Raw genomic sequence first — 18,110 nt, forward strand, 5'->3', positions numbered from 1 at the left:
AGGTTGCCCGATGTCCAGAGGAAGATGATGGCCAGGTGTCCGAAATGGGAGGCGAAAATCTTTTGGTAAAGATTTTCCTCGGTCATTCCGTCATGGCTTTCAAAGTCGTGGGCGGTTGCAATCCCGTACCAAATCCGACGAGTTGTCGGGTCTGCCGCGAGGTCTTGGCTAAATTTTGGGAATTTTGTTGCCATGTTTTTTTTAGCTCCTCCTCGCTATCATCCTGAGACTGCAATAATGCGGGCCAGGAAGAATGCCCAGGTCGTCACAATACCTCCTAAGAGATAGTGAGCAACCCCAACCGCACGTCCTTGAATGATACTCAGAGCGCGAGGCTGAATTGCCGGGGCAACTTTCAGTTTGTTATGTGCCCAGACGATTGATTCAATCAGTTCTTGCCAGTAGCCGCGACCGCTGAACAGGAACATCAGGCTGAATGCCCACACAAAGTGAGCGCCGAGGAACAGCAGACCGTAAGCGGATAAGGCAGTTCCGTAGGATTGAATCACCTGAGAGGCTTGCGCCCACAGGAAGTCGCGCAACCAACCATTAATGGTGATCGAGCTTTGGGCAAAGTTACCGCCGGTAATATGAGCGACGGTGCCATCGGGAGACACTGCACCCCACACATCGGACTGCATTTTCCAGCTAAAGTGGAAAATCACGATGGAGAGGGAGTTGTACATCCAGAACAGACCGAGGAACACATGGTCCCAACCGGAAACTTGACAGGTGCCGCCACGACCGGGGCCGTCGCAAGGGAAGCGGAAGCCGAGTTCGCTCTTATCTGGAATCAGACGAGAGTTACGGGCAAACAGAACCCCTTTGAGCAGGATTAAAACGGTAACGTGAATCGTGAAAGCGTGGATGTGGTGAATCAGGAAGTCTGCGGTACCGAGGGTAATCGGCATCATAGCAACCTTTCCACCAACCGCGACCACATCTCCACCGAAGGCGAAGCTAGCCGGGGCTAGAGCGTTCGGAGCGGTGTTACCGGGAGCCAGTAAGTGCAGGTTTTGCACCCATTGGGCAAAGATAGGCTGAAGTTGAATGGCCGAGTCCGAGAACATATCTTGGGGACGACCAAAGGCTCTCATGGTGTCGTTGTGAACGTACAACCCGAAGCTATGGAAGCCCAGGAACATACAGACCCAGTTCAGGTGAGAGATGATGGCATCACGGTGACGCAGGACGCGATCGAGCAAGTTGTTGACGTTCTTGGCTGGATCGTAGTCGCGCACCATGAAGATGGATGCGTGAGCACCTGCACCAACAATCAGGAAGCCGCCAATCCACATATGGTGAGTGAACAGGGACAACTGAGTTGGATAGTCGGTGGCAATGTATGGATACGGAGGCATCGAATACATATGATGGGCCACGATAATGCTCAGGGACCCCATCATTGCCAGGTTAATGGCGAGTTGCGCGTGCCAGGAGGTGGTCAGGATTTCGTAGAGACCCTTGTGGCCTTCACCAGTGAAAGGACCTTTATGGGCTTCCAACATTTCCTTCATGCTGTGACCGATGCCCCAGTTGGTCCGGTACATATGGCCTGCGATGATGAACAGAACGGCGATCGCCAAGTGATGGTGTGCCGTGTCAGTCAACCACAAACCGCCGGTAACGGGGTTCAAGCCACCTTTGAAGGTGAGGAAGTCGCTATAAACGCCCCAGTTGAGGGTGAAGAACGGAATTACTCCCTTGAAGAATCCCCAATCCACGCTCGGATATAGCTGGGTCATCAAGCTCGGGTTCAAAATGAACTCGTGGGGTAAGGGAATGTCTTTCGCATTCACCCCAGAATCCAGGAGCTTGTTGATCGGCAAAGAGACGTGAATTTGGTGACCCGCCCAGCCCAAAGAGCCGAGACCGAGTAATCCTGCCAGGTGATGGTTCATCATCGACTCCACGTTCTGGAACCATTCCAGTTTGGGAGCGCGTTTGTGATAATGGAACCAACCGGCGAACAGCATCAGCGCTGCCATCACCAATCCACCGATCGCGGTGCAGTAGAGTTGAAACTCATTGGTGATACCAGAGGCACGCCACAACTGGAATAAGCCAGAGGTGATCTGAATACCGTGGAATCCACCGCCAACGTTGGCGTTTAAAATTTCTTGTCCGAAGATCGGCCAGACCACTTGTGCACTGGGTTTAATGCCAGTCGGGTCGCTCAGCCATGCTTCATAGTTGGAAAATTTGGCACCGTGGAAATAGGCACCGCTTAACCAAATGAAGATTACAGCCAGGTGGCCGAAGTGTGCGCTAAAAATTTTGCGCGATACGTCTTCTAAATCGCTGGTGTGACTATCGAAATCATGAGCATTAGCGTGCAGGTTCCAAATCCAAGTGGTGGTTTTGGGCCCGCGAGACAAGGTACGGTCAAAGTGACCCGGTTTGGCCCACTTCTCGAATGAGGTGGGAACGGGATCTTTATCCACCGTTACCTTGACTTTTGCCTCTCGCTCTGGAGGGCTAATCGTCATCGAGACTCTCCTCTCTCTAGACAAGGACCTAATTTACATTCCACCCAAGGTGTTGCTTTGACACAACGGTTCACTACCAAAGGTGAGTGTTGGGTGGCTTACAACTTTTTAAAAAACCTTTTAAGGGTTCTTAAGTTTGTTAGTTTAATCCAAACTCGGAGTTTTGTGTAGTAACCGCTCTAAAAATCCAGCAAAATGCTGGTCTGTCGAGCAAGACAACCTTAGTGGCTTCTGTTCGTGCATTATAAGGCCACCTCGGTTATCTGAATGCACTGCTTAACAATAATTCAAATTAGCCACAATTTAATCGGGGATTGGCTTTGTATTTCAAACTCTTGGGAAAAAGTCAAGAGGTTTTGGCATAAATTAACATAACTTAATACTTGCCTCGAATCGGTGCTAGGCGATGTAACTGGCGTACAATTGCAAGATGAGGGGATGTCAGGATTCGGGCGGTTTCCAGGGCATTTAAACCGGGACTCGGATTGTCTGCTTTCACCGCTGCGATCGCCTTTCATCTTCTTATTTGGGCAAATGGCCCATCATTGGTTTTATTTATGGAAAGACTTAACAAGTTTTCATGGTTGATCTCATATAGGAGAATTGCTAAGTGTTAGGTAGAAATTCGCGATCGCCGATTGTCAAATCGTTACTCTGTGCGATCGCCGCCATCATTGTCCTCTTGGGCTTAGGGGCCTGTAGCGATCGCATCGAAGCCCCCCCCAACGTCGAAGCCTCCCAAGCCGTCCTGATCGACAGCGAGTCCCAAATCTCCGAAGTCTCCCCCCCGGAAGAAATTCAAAAACTCCGACTCGCCTTAGACCCCTATCAACCTCAAGTCCAGATCTTAAGCCCCAAACCCGGGGAAGTCTTGGAGGATAGTACCGTTGCCGTCCAACTCCAAGTACGGGATTTGCCCCTGTTCAAAAATCAGGACCTCGGCTTGGGACCCCACCTCCATCTCTTTTTAGACCACCATCCCTATCAAGCCATTTATGATGTCAGGGAACCCATCCTCTTAACTGACCTAGAACCAGGGACCCACACTCTCCGAGTCTTCGCCTCCCGTCCCTGGTATGAAAGCTTTAAAAACGAAGGGGCATACGCCCAAACCACCTTTCATTTGTTTGCCCCCAGCGAGGACAACCAACCGGATCCCACTAAACCCTTACTCACCTACAGCAGTCCTCAAGGGAGTTATGGTGCAGAACCGATTATGCTGGACTTCTACTTGACCAATGCCCCATTACACCTCGTCGCCCAAGAAAACGCCACGGATGAAATAGCCGACTGGCGGATTCGGGTCACGATTAATGGAGAAAGCTTTGTACTCGATCGCTGGGACCCGATTTATCTGAAAGGATTTAAGAAAGGGAAAAACTGGGTCAAGGTGGAATTCCTGGATGAGAAAGGCAATCCCGTCAACAATGAATTTAATACCACAGTCCAGGCGATCGACTATCAACCGAAGGGCAAAGATACCTTATCCCGGTTAGTCCGGGGGGACCTGAAAGCCGAAAAGGCGATCGTTATTGTAGACCCCACCTATAACCCACCTCCGGAACCCACACCAGAACCTACACCGGAACCTACCCCAGAACCCACCCCAGAACCCACCCCAGAACCCACCCCAGAACCTACCCCAGAACCCACCCCGGAACCTACACCGGAACCTACACCGGAACCCACCCCGGAACCTACACCGGAACCCGAGTCTTTGCTGCCCCTACCGGAACCGGAAGAGATGCCGGTAGAAGTGGTCCCCGAGGAATATTTGCCGATGCCGGAGACTGTGGCCCCAACACCCACCGAAGAATCAGCGGAACTGGTCCCCGAGGAAGTCCAACCGGAACCTGAAGTTGTGGAACCGGCTGCAAAACCTGTGAGGCGATCGCGATGGGATCAACTGCGCGATCGCTTCCGTCGTCCCACTCCAGAACCCGCCACCCCCGTAGTGCCGGAACCGCAAGTCGTGCCAGAAGTGATCTCAGAACCGAGTGAGACCGAACCCCTAGAACTCACCCCAGAACCGGCCCCAACGGAAAGTGAGGTAGAGCCGATCCTCCAACCCATCGAATAACTGGCAGTTGATCTTTGAGTTGGTCTATAATAGAAAAAGCCCGCTTAAGCGGGCTTTTTGATTAAGTAAGATAAAGTGAGGAAATTGGTTTCTCGCTTAAATGCAGGCAACTGGACAGTGTTCAGTTTTGTATAAACCTGAGTCGGTTGTTCTTGGGGCCAAAAAAACTGGACTACCATCAAAACAAAACAGCCCATAAACACTTGACAAAATTCCTCTAGGTCAAAGAGTCATACAAAAGAAGGCAATACTAAAAAATACCTTTGCGGGGGAAAGGCATTATCTAATTAGATAACCCAGATTGTCCAAGTTAAGATAAGTTTAATTCCGGTCCAATAATAATGACATCACTTTAGCTGTTGGTGCGTTGATTCGTTTTGAATAGAATGACTGATTTACCCCTGAAGACAGTGGAGGCGAAATTCACCACAATTTTCCTCCCTTAGCGGTCCCTTGTTTTGCAAAATTCGGGTGACTTGAATCGGGGTAACGAAACAACTGTTCTGATAAACAGAACCACTTTCTGAGCGGTAGGGTGGAGGGTCAGCATCGCCTAATTTATTCGCAAAATTGTAGCATATTTATAGCCAAAATCATTAAATTGTTAGATTTTTTGGAAATCAACTTGTAAGAAAATTGATTGGACTGGGTTTTAAACTCAAACCGCAAGGCAGAACCGAGCTAAATCAGTAAAAATACTGAAGCAAGTATTTGATTCTGAGAGTTACAATGAAAGTAGGGGTTTATAGGGGTAAAATTAACCTGGAGTCTGTGGGGTGGGTCTCAAATCATTTATAGAATTCGTCACTTTGTTGATCGTGTAGGGAGTGAACGAAGGGTCATAGTAGGAGGGAGAGTCTGTACTTGCATAGGATCCACCAACCCGGATCCCAAAGATGGCCAATTGGCCCTGACTGGATGAAGTTTTGAGCCACTGGATTGAAAGTTATACCCAATCTTCAAACCGGAACAGAGTCAGATAGGGGTTGTCTGAAAATCTACACCCCGATCGGGAGGAGATCTATACCTCAGTTAGGTTAAAAGGGCAAAGTCTAGCTATATCTTGAGTTGTAAATTCTAAATTTCGTATTGACGATCCCAATAATTATTGGCATAACAGAAAGGGTAGCTTTTATTACCCGTATTAAAGTTAGGCTCGACAATCTTCCCCCCGGGGAAGAGGGTGTTAGGGGCGATCGCGATTATTTGATGAGATGAAGGGAGCTTCCGTATTATGCTTTGGAACAAATCGTTTAAACAAGTTACCACATTTTCAGTGGCGTTATGTGTGGGAATGGTCATGAGTCCGGGTCTGAATTTGCAGGCGCAGGCTCAAAATGAACCGGATTCCCTCTCTCCAACCACTGGGGGTCCTTGGTTACTGAGTCAATCATTCACGCCACCGGATCGCGGGGCCCCGGAACGGACGGCAGAAGGCGGCACTAGAGGCTGTGGAACCTATCGATCGGGCCAAAAACCTTTGACAGCCTTAACCCCCGGTGATGCGATGCCCTTGACGTTGGCCGAACACCCCACATTTTACTGGTATGTACCCACATCAGGCCCCCAAACCTTAGAGTTTGAATTGGTGGAGGGGGATAATGAGGAGAATGTGGTTTATCAAGCCAAAATCCAGATTCCCCAAGGGGGGATTATTAGTCACAGTTTACCTGTGGATGATACGACCAGCCTAAATCCGGGGAAAAGTTATCATTGGTACTTAAAGATGGTCTGCGATGCGAGCGATCGCACCGGGGATATTGTGGTGGATGGCTGGATCGAACGAGTGGAACCGGATGAAACCATTGCCCTAGAACTCAAAAATGCCAAAACACCGAGCAGTCGGGTTTCGATCTATGCTCGGGAAGGGATTTGGCATGATGCTCTGAGCATTCTGGCTCAAATGCGCCGGGATAATCCCGAGGATACCGTCCTGTTTGCCCGGTGGCAACAGTTTCTTGATTCTGTGGAATTGGGGGACTTCGCAACAGAACCCCTTGTAGATGCGACTCAAATCAGTCAGGAGTAATGGCATGAAGTCATCATGGGTAATGGGCCCAAGTACCCTATTGGCCGTAGTTTGTTGGTGGGGCGTTTTCCTAGAAGCGGGAAGGACTCAATCGATAATTCCCGCTGTGGATGGAACCGGGACCCAAGTTACCCATGATGGCGATCGCTTTGATATCCAGGGGGGTAGTCGCTCCAGTGATGGCTCCAATCTCTTCCACAGTTTCGATCGCTTTGGTTTAGACGCGGGTCAAACGGCTAACTTTTGGGCAAATCCCGACATCCAGAATATCTTCACTCGGGTTGTCGGGGGCAACCCTTCTTTAATTCAGGGGCTGCTACAAGTCAGCGGCAGCCAATCCAATCTATACTTAATCAACCCGGCAGGTATCCTCTTTGGTCCTACAGCTCAGTTAAACCTCACGGGGTCTTTTTTTGCCACCACTGCCAACTCGCTCGGATTCAACTCTGGAGCGAGTTTTGATGTATTGGGAAGCTCTTCCTATCACAGCCTCACCGGGTCCCCCAATCAGTTTTATTTTACTCAATCTCAAGCTGGAAGTATTGTCAATGCCGGAGATTTGACCGTTGGCAGCGGGGAACATCTTACCCTACTGGGGGGAACGGTTTTAAATACGGGAACCTTAACCGCCCCTGGGGGCAACATTACCATCGCCAGTGTCCCCGGACCCCATCGCGTGCGCTTGTCTCAAGAAGGAATGCTGCTGAGTCTGGAATTCCAGGCGATCGCCCCTAGTGCCGAGATGGGAATTTCTCCCCTCCAGTTACCCCAACTGCTCACGGAAGGAAATCTCACTCAGGGACACGCCCGAGGTGCCGTGGTGAATCCTGATGGCACGATTACCTTAACGGGTTCAAATTTATCCTGGGCCCCAGAGTCAGGAACCACCATTGTCAGCGGTGAGATTTCCGTTGCTGATGGGGTGCAAACGGGGGGAACCGTCACGATTTTAGGGGAAAAAATTGGGGCGATCGCCTCAACCCTCGATGCCTCTGGAGGCAATGGCGGGGGCGAAGTCTATCTCGGTGGCGATTTCCAAGGCGGGAGTCGATTGCCTAGTGCCGATCGCACCTTAATCAGTCCCGATTCCACTATTCGAGTGGATGCCCTCAGTACCGGGAATGGGGGACGCGCCATTGTCTGGAGCGATCGCCTGAGCGGATTCTATGGCAACATTAGCGCCCGAGGCGGTTCCGACCCTTTTACTCCCTCCCAAAATGGCGGATTTGTAGAAGTTTCAGGCAAAGAGCACCTCATTTTTGAAGGCATCGTTGATGTCAGCGCCACCCACGGAAGTGTCGGAACCCTGCTCCTCGACCCGTTGAATATTATCATCTCTAATGATGAAGATGACCCCTCTAATGTAGGCGATTTACTGCCGAATATTTTAGCCGGTGAGGACGATGAATTTGCCGAGGCCACTATTACAATTTCTGCCGAAACGCTTCAAAATCAAAGTGGCAATATCATCCTAGAAGCCACCAATGATATCCGAATTGCCAATAATGTTGCCCTCGAATTTGTCCCCGGGGAAACCATTGTATTGCGGGCGGATGCCGACAACGAAGGAACCGGCGCTTTTTTGATGAATCCCTCCAGCCAGATCCAGGCTCAAGGGCGAAATATTGAGATTTTTGGAGCGAATATCACAGTTTCCACGATCGATACCTCCGCAGAAGAAGATGGGGGAAATATCTCCCTCACCAGTAGCGATGGCAATATTCAAGCTCGTGAGCTAATTTCCCAGTCTACAGGTTCGGGGACTGGCGGAAATATTACCCTGCAAGCAGGAGGGACCGGGGCGATTAATATCCAACCGGGCAACTTAGATGCGTCTTCCGCATCTGGAGATGGCGGGACAATCACCCTAACAACTGAAACTGGGGATATTACCACGGGAGAGATTATCTCCAAATCTGATGGCGAGGGAACTGCCGGGGATATTATCCTGACGGCGGGAGGGACTGGGGCGATTAATGTTAGCCAAGGTAACGCGATTTTAGATGCGTCTTCCGGATCGGGGGATGGGGGAAGCATCACCCTGACGACTGAAACTGGGAATATTACAACCCGCACGATTGTTGCTAAATCCGATGGAGAGGGAAGCGGAGGAGAGATTAGTCTCAATGCCGCAGGGGAGGGAAGAATCATTATCCAAACTGGAAATGCTAGGATTGATGCATCTTCGGCCTCCGGCGATGGCGGGCTCATCGAACTGAATACCGAGGGCGGCGATATCACAAGCCAGGACCTGTCCACTAATTCTAATGCGACTCCGGGAAACATTAACCTGGATGCCAGCACGGGAACCCTGCGCTTGGGAGGCAATATCAACACGAACAACCTCAATGTGAGAGCGAATGCGATTGAGGCTACGGGAAACATTGCCACGATCGGGCGCGGACGATTGGTCATAGAACCCGGTTCCGCAGATAGAAATGTGGCGGTCGCAGCACCGACGAACAATAATCTACCCAATGACACCTTGATCTTAAGCGATAACCTGCTAAATGCCCTCACTAATCGCTTTAACTCGATTGTCATCGGGAGACCGGATAGTACCGGGAATGTAACTCTGTATAGCGCATTTAATTTCAATGCGCCAGTGACGATCGCCGGTGGAGAGACGCTCATAGGTCCCAACCAGGATACTAACTGGACCCTCACAGGCCCGGGCCGAGGCACTCTCAGCGGCTATGGCAACGACATGAGGTTTGAAAATATTGAAAACTTGACTGGCGGTAGTGCCAGTGATACGTTTGTGTTTCGCGATGGGGCGCGCTTTGGCAGACTCGATGGTGCAGGAGGGAACGATCGCCTGGATTATTCCGATTATACTGGCGAAGTTACCGTTAATCTTCCCCAAAATATCGCCACGGGGACAAGCGGTGCCTTTAACATTGAAAATGTCACCCTGCCCGATGAAGAACCTGAACCCACTCCACCACCAGATGAAGAACCTGAACCCACTCCACCACCAGATGAAGAACCTGAACCCACTCCACCCCCGACGAACGAGGAGGACAACTTTTTTACCCCGGTGATCCAACCGGCCCCTAACATCGACCCCCTGCCCTTACCGCCTTCGCCATCCAGTACACCGGAAACCCCGATCCCTGAACCCAGTGTTCCGACTTCTCCGGAACCCGATATCAGTGAGCCCATTCCGGTGGCAGAACCCGCACCCACTCCGGTGGCAGAACCCGCGCCCACTCCGGTGGCAGAACCCGCACCCACTCCGGTGGCAGAACCCGCACCCACTCCGGTGGCAGAACCCGCACCCACTCCGGTGGCAGAACCCGCGCCCACTCCGGTGGCGGAACCTGAGACTCAGGGTCCGGGGGGCTTACCTGAACCCCCGATCGCCACCCCAGTTCCAGCAGAACCCGCACTCATGAATGTTCCCTCCTTGACTGAAACGGGCTATCCTTGGACACCTTCCCTAGGCGATCGGTTTATGGGGTCGCCGGGACTTGAAGAAAGCAAAGAACGGTCTGTGTCTGATATTTTGACTCAACCAGCCATTCTCAACTTGAACAATCGCAGCGATATCGATCGCCTGCTAGATTCCGGGGAAATAGAACTGGCGATTGAAATGGGCGATCGCGTGTTTAGTGAGGACTTTGAGGAATATTTAGGGCAGAATATTAATCTTCCTTATTTATCCTTTGAGGCCATTCAAAACAAGCTCAGAGAAATGGAAAACTTGACGGGCAAAAATGCCGGTCTGATTTATGTATTTTCTAGAAATGAGCAATTAGATTTAGTCTTAATTCCCCCTGTGGGCAAACCGATTTACAAAAGTGTTCCTGAAGCCAACCAAGCCGTCCTTTTCCAAGAATTGCAGCGTTTACAGGGAGAAATTGGCAATGTCGCCAGACGGCGCACAACCAGTTATTTAGCCCCGGCCCAGCAACTCTATCAATGGATTATTGCCCCCTTAGAACCGGACCTTAAACGCTTGGGAATTGAGACGACCATTTTTAGTATGGATGCGGGATTGCGGATGTTGCCCATTGCCGCCTTACATGATGGGGAGCAGTTTTTAGTCGAAAAATACAGCCTCACCTTAATTCCCAGCCTGCATTTAACCGATGCCCGTTATAGCAACTGGAAAAGTACCGAAGTGTTAGCGATGGGATTGTCAGAATTTTCTGACCAATATCCGTTACCCGCGGTGCCGGTAGAAATTGACACTATTGTTAATCAATTATGGCCCGGTACTGGCTTCCTGAATGAAGCCGTCACCCTGGATAAATTGAAAGAACTGCGCCAACAAGAACCGTTCGGGATCATTCACCTAGCGACCCACGGCCAATTTAACGCGGGAGCGCGAGATAACTCCTACCTCCAGTTATGGGGGGAAAAATTACACCTGGACCGGATGCAGCAGTTACAATGGAACGATCCGCCCGTAGAATTGTTAGTGCTATCCGCCTGTCGCACGGCCATCGGAGATTTAGAGGCGGAATTTGGCTTTGCTGGATTAGCGGTGCAAGCCGGGGTTAAATCAGCCTTAGCCAGTCTTTGGTACGCCAATGATGCGGGGACTTTGGGACTGATGAGCGAGTTTTACCAAAACTTGCGATCGGCCCCGATTAAGGCAGAGGCATTGAGGAGAGCACAAATCGCCATGATTGGCGGGACTGTGCATCTGGAAAATGGGGCCTTGGTCGGGTCGTTCGGAAACGTAGAACTCCCACCGGAGCTTTCACGCCTCGGGAATCGAGAGTTAAGACACCCCTATTATTGGGCGGGTTTTACAATGATTGGCAGTCCCTGGTAGTAATTAAGAATTAGGAATTGAGAATTGAACTTCTCGGCTGTCTTAATTCTTAATTCTTAATTCTTAATTCTTACATTCTATGTGGGCCAAGGTTAAGCTAAAAATTTGGGAATGGCGCAGAGTGTCAATCCTCGCACCGACGGTAGCGGGATTGGTGATTTTGCTGCGAATGAGTGGGGTATTACAGGCACTGGAATTATCAACCCTAGATGTATTATTTCAGCTTCGGCCTGTGCCGCCCCCCGACCCTCGGATTTTGATTATTGGAATTAATGAAAATGATTTGACTACTTTGGGAACCTGGCCGATCCCCGATGATGTCCTGGCGGAATTACTTGAAAAAATCAAGGCCCAGGAACCGAGAGCGATCGGTTTAGATATCTATCGGGATTTGCCGGTAGAACCCGGGTTTGAGCAATTAAAAACGGTGTTGGAAACAACCCCGAATTTGATTGGAATTCGCAAAGTGGTAGGGAATCAACAGCAAGCGGAGATTGCACCGTCTCCCATTCTGAATAGCCTCGAACAGGTGGGGGCGAATGATTTTCCCTGGGATATGGATAATAAAATTCGTCGTGGGTTTTTATATTTGAGCGATGAAGAGGGAACACTCGTCTTTAGCTTTGCTTTTAAGTTGGCCATGATTTATCTGGAGGGAGAAGGAATTGCTCCCCAGATGAAAGATGAGACTAGCATTGAATTAGGAAAAGCAGTATTTTTCCCTTTTAGCGCTTATGATGGCGGTTACGTCCGCGCATCAGATGAAGGCTATCAAATTTTGTTAAATTATCGCGGACCCCAAGGGAGTTTTGAAAGCATCTCTTTGATGGATGTGTTAGAGAATCAAATTCCGCCGGATTTAATGCGCGATCGCATCGTGTTAATTGGTTCGACGGCCATTAGTCTGAAAGATTTTTCCTTAACGCCTTATAGTAATACCTTATCGGGCATTCCGGAAGCGATGGCGGGGATAGAAATTCATGCCAATCTGACCAGTCATCTGATTGCAACGGCCCTAGAGAGTGAATCAACCATTCACACCGCCTCTGAGGGGATAGAATGGCTGTGGATTTTTCTATGGGGGGTGATTGGCGCTGGATTTACCTGTCAGTGGCGAGATATTAAAGGGTTACCCTATATCTCTTTTCCCCGGACTGGGGTGATGATTTCCCTAGCCACCTTGGTATTAATCGTGACGGTTTATAGTGCGTTTAGACTCAGTTGGTGGATTCCCCTTGTTCCTCCGTTGTTAGCGTTAATCGGGTCAGCGATTGCGACAATTGGTTATACGCTTTTAGAAAACCTCCAGTTGTCCTATAAACAAATTGAAGAGTATTCGCGCACCTTAGAGGTGAAAGTCGAACAACGGACCGTGGAATTACGAGATAAAAATCAACAGCTTAAACTCACCCTGGAACAGTTAAAAGCGGCTCAAAAACAAATGATTGCCCAGGAAAAATTGGCTTCTCTCGGTTCCCTGGCCGCAGGCATTGCTCATGAAATTAGAAATCCCCTCAACTTCGTCAATAACTTTGCTTCGATTTCCGTGGATTTAACCGAAGAACTGATTGAAGAACTGGATAATCCTCGGGAGAATTTAGAAGACTTAGATTTAGAATATCTCAATGAAACTTTGACAGACTTAAAAGATAGCGTGGTGGATATCAAACAGCATGGAGAAAGAATAGAAAAAATTGTTGAGGGAATGCTGCTGCTATCTCAGGCTGAACGAGGCCAGCGATCGCGGGTCAATCTTCATGCGATCTTAAGTGAGGCCATTGAGTTAGCCTCCCACAATTACCAGAATAAAGACCCGAATTTTTCGATTGCGATCGAAACCGATTATGATGAAGCAATCAGTGAGATCTATATTGTACCCCAGGATATGAGCCGTGCCTTTCTGAATCTCGTCAATAACGCCTGTTACGCCCTGTATGAGAAATACCAAGCTGATCCCGATGGATATCGCCCTACCCTCACAGTAAAAACCCGTACAAGCAGCGATCGCCCCACGGAACCAGCAAGGGACCCCTGGGTAGAAATCCGGATTCGAGATAATGGTCCTGGGATTCCCGAAAACATCCTGGATCAAATCTTTAATCCATTTTTTACCACCAAACCTACGGGAGAAGGTACGGGTTTAGGTTTATCTCTAACATACGAAACCATCGTCGGACAGCATGGCGGACAGCTAGAGGTCAATAGTCACCCCGGAGATCATACCGAATTTATGATTCTCTTACCCCAAGCCAACCCCTCTAACTAACCCCTTCAATTCATCCTTTAATCCCTATAATCGGAGTAAGCTATGCCACCCAAAATTTTATTTGTAGATGATGAACCTTCCTTTGAAAAATTAATTAGAAGGCAATTTCGCAAGCAGATTCGCTCAGAACAATATGAATTTATATTTGCCGGGAATGGCGTAGAAGCCCTGGAAGCCTTACAAGATGATGCTGAAATTAGGGTGACCATCACTGATATTAATATGCCCCAAATGAATGGCCTAACCTTACTCGAAAAAATCCGCGAACTCGATTCCAGCATCGAAACGGTAGTCGTGTCCGCCTACAGCGATATGAAAAATATTAGAACCGCCATGAATCGGGGGGCTTTTGACTTTCTGACTAAACCCATTGATTTTGAAGACTTAGAAATTACCATAAATCGAGCCTTAAGTGAAGTCCAAAAACTTAGGGAAGACCGCAAAAAACTATTGGATGCTCAAACCCAAATGATCCAAAATGAAAAAATGACCGCTTTGGGTCAATTAGTGGCAGGGGTCGCCCATGAAATTAATAACCCTGTGGGGTTTATTGCCAGTAATATTGAAATTGCTGAGGATTATATGAATGGACTCATTGAACTGATTCAGTCTTATCAAGGGAAATTTCCCGAACCGGGAGAAGATATTACTGAGAAAATTCACGAAATTGACCTAGACTACATTGTGAATGACGTTCCCGAAGTGATTGCTTCCATGAAAGAAGGCAGCGATCGAATATGTTATTTGAGTAATTCATTACGGACCTTTTCCCGGTCTGATACAACCACAAAAATCCCGTTTAATATTCATGATGGCATCGATAGCACCCTGTTAATTTTAAAACATCGATTAAAGTCTAGTGAAGTCAGACCCTCTATTGAAGTAAAAAAAGACTATGCGGAATTTTCTCCGGTAATTTGCTATCCGGGACAATTGAATCAGGTTTTTATGAATTTAATTGCCAATGCTATTGATGCCCTAGATGAGGCCAGCGTCGGACGGGATTGGGCCGAAATGATGAAAAACCAGCCCAATATCATCACCATTCGCACTTATCCGATTGAGGGCGATCGCGTGGCCATTTCCATTGCCGATAACGGTCCGGGGATGAGTGAGGAAGTGATGGCCCGAGTCTTTGAATACTTATATACCACCAAACCCGTCGGTACCGGCACTGGCCTAGGCTTATACATTAGTCATCAAATTATCGCCGACAATCATGGAGGACAATTACGCTGTGTGAGTGCGCCAGGACAGGGAGCAGAATTTATTATTGAAATCCCGATGAAATAGGGGATCGCCTCCCCGGCCCTTCCATCCTGACTGTAGGGACAAGGCACTCCCTTGTCTTCCTCCCAGGATTGCTGAGAAACCGGGTTTCTCCAGAAAATCTGTAGCAATTAGCAGCAACTCTGAAGCAGAAACCCGGTTTCTTGTCCTAGGCATGAAATTTGATACAGGCGTTCTAGGCGATCGCTGGGATGGGATCACCTCCCTTCAATTAGATGATCCCTATTATTCGGCGATCGACAATAGACTGACAAAATGCAAAGGAAAGCCCGGTCTTGTGATTGAAATCACAGACCCGGATCTGGATGATGTTAAATTTTAAGTAAAGCCAAAATCAAAAGAGGTATTGTCAATAAAACTTCACAAATTTAGGCAAAAAAATATCGAGTAACGCCTACTCTCGGGCTAGGAGAATCATGAAAAAGACTTGTTTTAAAAATTTTTTAAATATATTACAATTATTTGATTGTAATATAAACCCATGAAAATGCGGTAAAATGTTTAATCTAAATGAAGGAGGTAAGTGAGTTAAATGGTTTCCAGCAATATCCAATTTCTGAGGGAAATGAACTTGCCAGGATTGAGGAGAGAAGCGTACAATAAAAGCGGAAAAAGTGACCTGATTGGGAGCCAAATTTTTCAACCCAGGGTTGAAATTTATTGTATAGAGAGGGTGAAGGCAGATGAATAACAAACGCAACCCAGACCCAGAAAAACAAAATCGGCAAAAGGAACTCGCAGAGCGAGAACGAGAAATTGCAGAGCGAGAGCGATCGCTGCGACTGCGGGAAATGGAGATGGAGCTATACAAAGGAGAACCTCCGCTATATCAAACCCTTAAAGAAGAACCCGTTGAATCGAAACTGCAACGCTGGGGAAGAAAACTCAAACGGGTGGGAAAGTATGCCCTGATGGTGGTGGTGGTGTTTGCCGCTGTTCGGGTGGGAACGATGGTGGCGAGTGCGGTGATTGTTGGGGCGATCGCTTGGGTCGGTTACAAACTTTTTTTTGACTCAGATAAACCTAATAAATAGAGGAAATACCAATGGTTTATAAAATGGAAGCCGCAAGTTTTCTTAACAATTTGGAACGAGTGGCTCAAGTCCGATTTGAGGTCGCTGCCTGTCTTGAACGAATGGTTGACTTATTAGAAACTGACGAATCTCAAGGGGATAAAACCTCGGGAAAGCTGGGATTAGAAAGCAACATCGCGGACCTGACTCTCGGAAGCAAAAATTTACGGCAGGGGGTGTTTAGACTATTGGTTCTGGGCGACATGAAGCGAGGAAAAAGCACCTTTTTAAATGCTTTAATTGGAGAGAATCTATTACCAGCAGATGTGAATCCCTGTACGGCATTGCTCACGGTGTTACGCTACGGAAAACAGAAAACCGTGACGGTTTACTTCAAAGAGGGCAAACCTCCAGAACGGTTAGATTTTCCTACCTTCAAGGAGCGTTATACCATTAACCCAGAAGAGGCAAAAACCCTAGAACAGGAGAAAAAGTTAGCCTTTCCTGATGTGAACTATGCTGTGGTTGAATATCCCTTAGCATTACTGGAAAAGGGCATTGAAATTGTGGACAGTCCGGGGCTGAATGATACGGAAGCGCGGAATGAAATGTCCCTTAATTATATCAATAACTGTCATGGAATTTTGTTCGTACTCCGCGCGGGTCAGCCCGTGACTTTAGAGGAGCGCCGCTATTTGGATAATTATATCAAAGGGCGGGGATTAACGGTTTTCTTCCTGATTAATGCTTGGGATGAAATTAGCAAGGGACTGATTGACCCGGATGATACAGAGGAACTCCAAGAAGCAGAGGAAAAACTGCGGCAGGTGTTTCATAGCAATTTGGCTGATTATTGTCAGGTGGATGGCTATGATCTGTATCCTGAACGAGTGTTTGAAATTTCTTCACTTGAGGCATTGCGGCGACGAGTGAAAGACCCGGAGCAATCCTTAGAAGGGACGGGATTTCCCGAGTTTATGGGGGCGATTAATACCTTTTTGACGGAAGAAAGAGCGGTAGCTCAAATGCGGCAAGCGCGAACTTTAGCGCGCCAGAGTACCGATCGCGTGCGGGAGGCGATCGCCCGTCGGATTCCTTTACTCGATCGCGATGTCAACGAATTGAAAGCGCGGATTTCCTCCGTAGAACCGGAATTCGAGAAACTCAATGACATCCGCGATCGCTTCTCCGATGAAATTAAAAGCATCCGGGATCAGAAAGCGCGGGGAATTTCTGAGTCATTTCGCGCCTACATTCTCAATCTTGGCACCACGTTTGAAGCCGATTTTTTACGATATCAACCGGATTTAGGATTTTTTGAATCCTTAAACCAAGGCAAACGGGAAGCATTTAATGCCGCATTCAAACAGGCATTTGAACAATACCTGAATGATAAAATCACCGCCTGGGAAAAGACCGCTAACCAAGAAATGCAGGAGGCTTTTAACCAGCTTGCCAAGCGCGCATCCGAGTATGGTTCAGCCTATAGTCGCATCACCCAGACGATGACTGATAAATTAATTGGTCAACAGATTTATACCCGCAGCGATTTCAATTCAGAAGACGAGTCCCCCACCTGGGCGAGTTGGGCAATGGGATTAGTTTCTCTGGCAACGGGTAACATCGCAGGGGTCTTTTTAGCAAGTGCAGGATTTGACTGGAAAAACATTCTCGTTAACTCCCTGTCGGTGATTGGTATCTATAGCTTTTTAGCCATTTTTTCGATTCCAGTTCTGTTAACTGGACCCCTGGGAATCTTGCTCGTGGGATTAGGCGTGGGTGCATTGCAGGCGGAACAAGGTCGCAAAGAATTGATTAAGGCGACAAAAAAAGAGCTGATTAAATATCTACCTCAAATCGCAGAAGAACAGTGGCAAGTCATTCATCAAGCGATTACGGACTGTTTTGATACTTATGACCGCGAAGTTCTAAACCGACTGAATGATGACATAAAATCTCGTCGGATGGAATTAGATAACTTGCTCCAACAAAAGCAATCCCGAGAAATTAATCGAGACAGCGAGTTAAAGCGCCTGCAAAAACTAGAGGCAGACATCATCTCAGAATGCCGGACCGTTACCCGGGTTTATGAGTCCTTAATTTCATACAATGGCTGAAATAGCATCCGGTTTGTAGAGCCTTTTTGTCCGGGTCTCG

Annotated in this window: 10 protein-coding genes; 8 read left to right on the forward strand and 2 right to left on the reverse strand. The window is 48.3% G+C overall.

The features are described from left to right. Positions 1-194, reverse strand: a 194-nt coding sequence (locus tag NG833_RS12930) for a hypothetical protein (RefSeq protein WP_254565700.1), incomplete at its 3' end; no start/stop codon positions are given. 24 nt (positions 195-218) lie between these two features. Further along, on the reverse strand, positions 219-2,489 hold the full coding sequence (gene psaA / locus NG833_RS12935) for a photosystem I core protein PsaA (RefSeq protein ID WP_254565701.1): 2,271 nt from the start codon (positions 2,487-2,489) through the stop codon (positions 219-221). Positions 2,490-3,099: 610 nt separating this feature from the next. On the opposite strand from psaA, the gene NG833_RS12940 reads away from it, so the two are divergent. The 8 genes from NG833_RS12940 (at position 3,100) to NG833_RS12980 (ending at position 18,070) form a co-directional block, all read left to right on the forward strand. Further along, the gene (locus NG833_RS12940; protein WP_254565702.1) at positions 3,100-4,569 is read left to right on the forward strand and encodes a hypothetical protein; all 1,470 of its coding nucleotides are present in this window, start codon (positions 3,100-3,102) and stop codon (positions 4,567-4,569) included. Between the two features lie 1,234 nt (positions 4,570-5,803). Next, positions 5,804-6,598, forward strand: coding sequence for a DUF928 domain-containing protein (locus tag NG833_RS12945; protein ID WP_254565703.1), 795 nt, complete (start codon positions 5,804-5,806; stop codon positions 6,596-6,598). Positions 6,599-6,602: 4 nt separating this feature from the next. After that, a complete protein-coding gene (locus NG833_RS30765; RefSeq protein ID WP_305884992.1) occupies positions 6,603-11,384 on the forward strand; it encodes a CHAT domain-containing protein in 4,782 nt (1,593 codons plus the stop codon). A 121-nt stretch (positions 11,385-11,505) separates the two neighbouring features. Further along, the gene (locus NG833_RS12960) at positions 11,506-13,650 is read left to right on the forward strand and encodes a CHASE2 domain-containing protein (RefSeq protein ID WP_254565704.1); all 2,145 of its coding nucleotides are present in this window, start codon (positions 11,506-11,508) and stop codon (positions 13,648-13,650) included. Between the two features lie 42 nt (positions 13,651-13,692). Further along, positions 13,693-14,943: a response regulator gene (locus tag NG833_RS12965; RefSeq protein WP_254565705.1), complete on the forward strand. Its 1,251-nt coding sequence runs from the start codon at positions 13,693-13,695 to the stop codon at positions 14,941-14,943. A gap of 151 nt (positions 14,944-15,094) precedes the next feature. Continuing rightward, entirely contained in the window at positions 15,095-15,262 is a 168-nt protein-coding gene (locus tag NG833_RS12970) for a hypothetical protein (RefSeq protein ID WP_254565706.1), read from the forward strand. A gap of 361 nt (positions 15,263-15,623) precedes the next feature. After that, positions 15,624-15,974: a hypothetical protein gene (locus tag NG833_RS12975; protein WP_254565707.1), complete on the forward strand. Its 351-nt coding sequence runs from the start codon at positions 15,624-15,626 to the stop codon at positions 15,972-15,974. An 11-nt stretch (positions 15,975-15,985) separates the two neighbouring features. Beyond that, complete coding sequence (locus tag NG833_RS12980; protein WP_254565708.1) at positions 15,986-18,070, forward strand: dynamin family protein; 2,085 nt, start codon at positions 15,986-15,988, stop codon at positions 18,068-18,070. Positions 18,071-18,110 lie beyond the last annotated feature (40 nt).

It is taken from the genome of Oscillatoria sp. HE19RPO, assembly GCF_024220515.1.
In the GTDB taxonomy this organism is placed as follows: domain Bacteria; phylum Cyanobacteriota; class Cyanobacteriia; order Cyanobacteriales; family Laspinemataceae; genus Laspinema.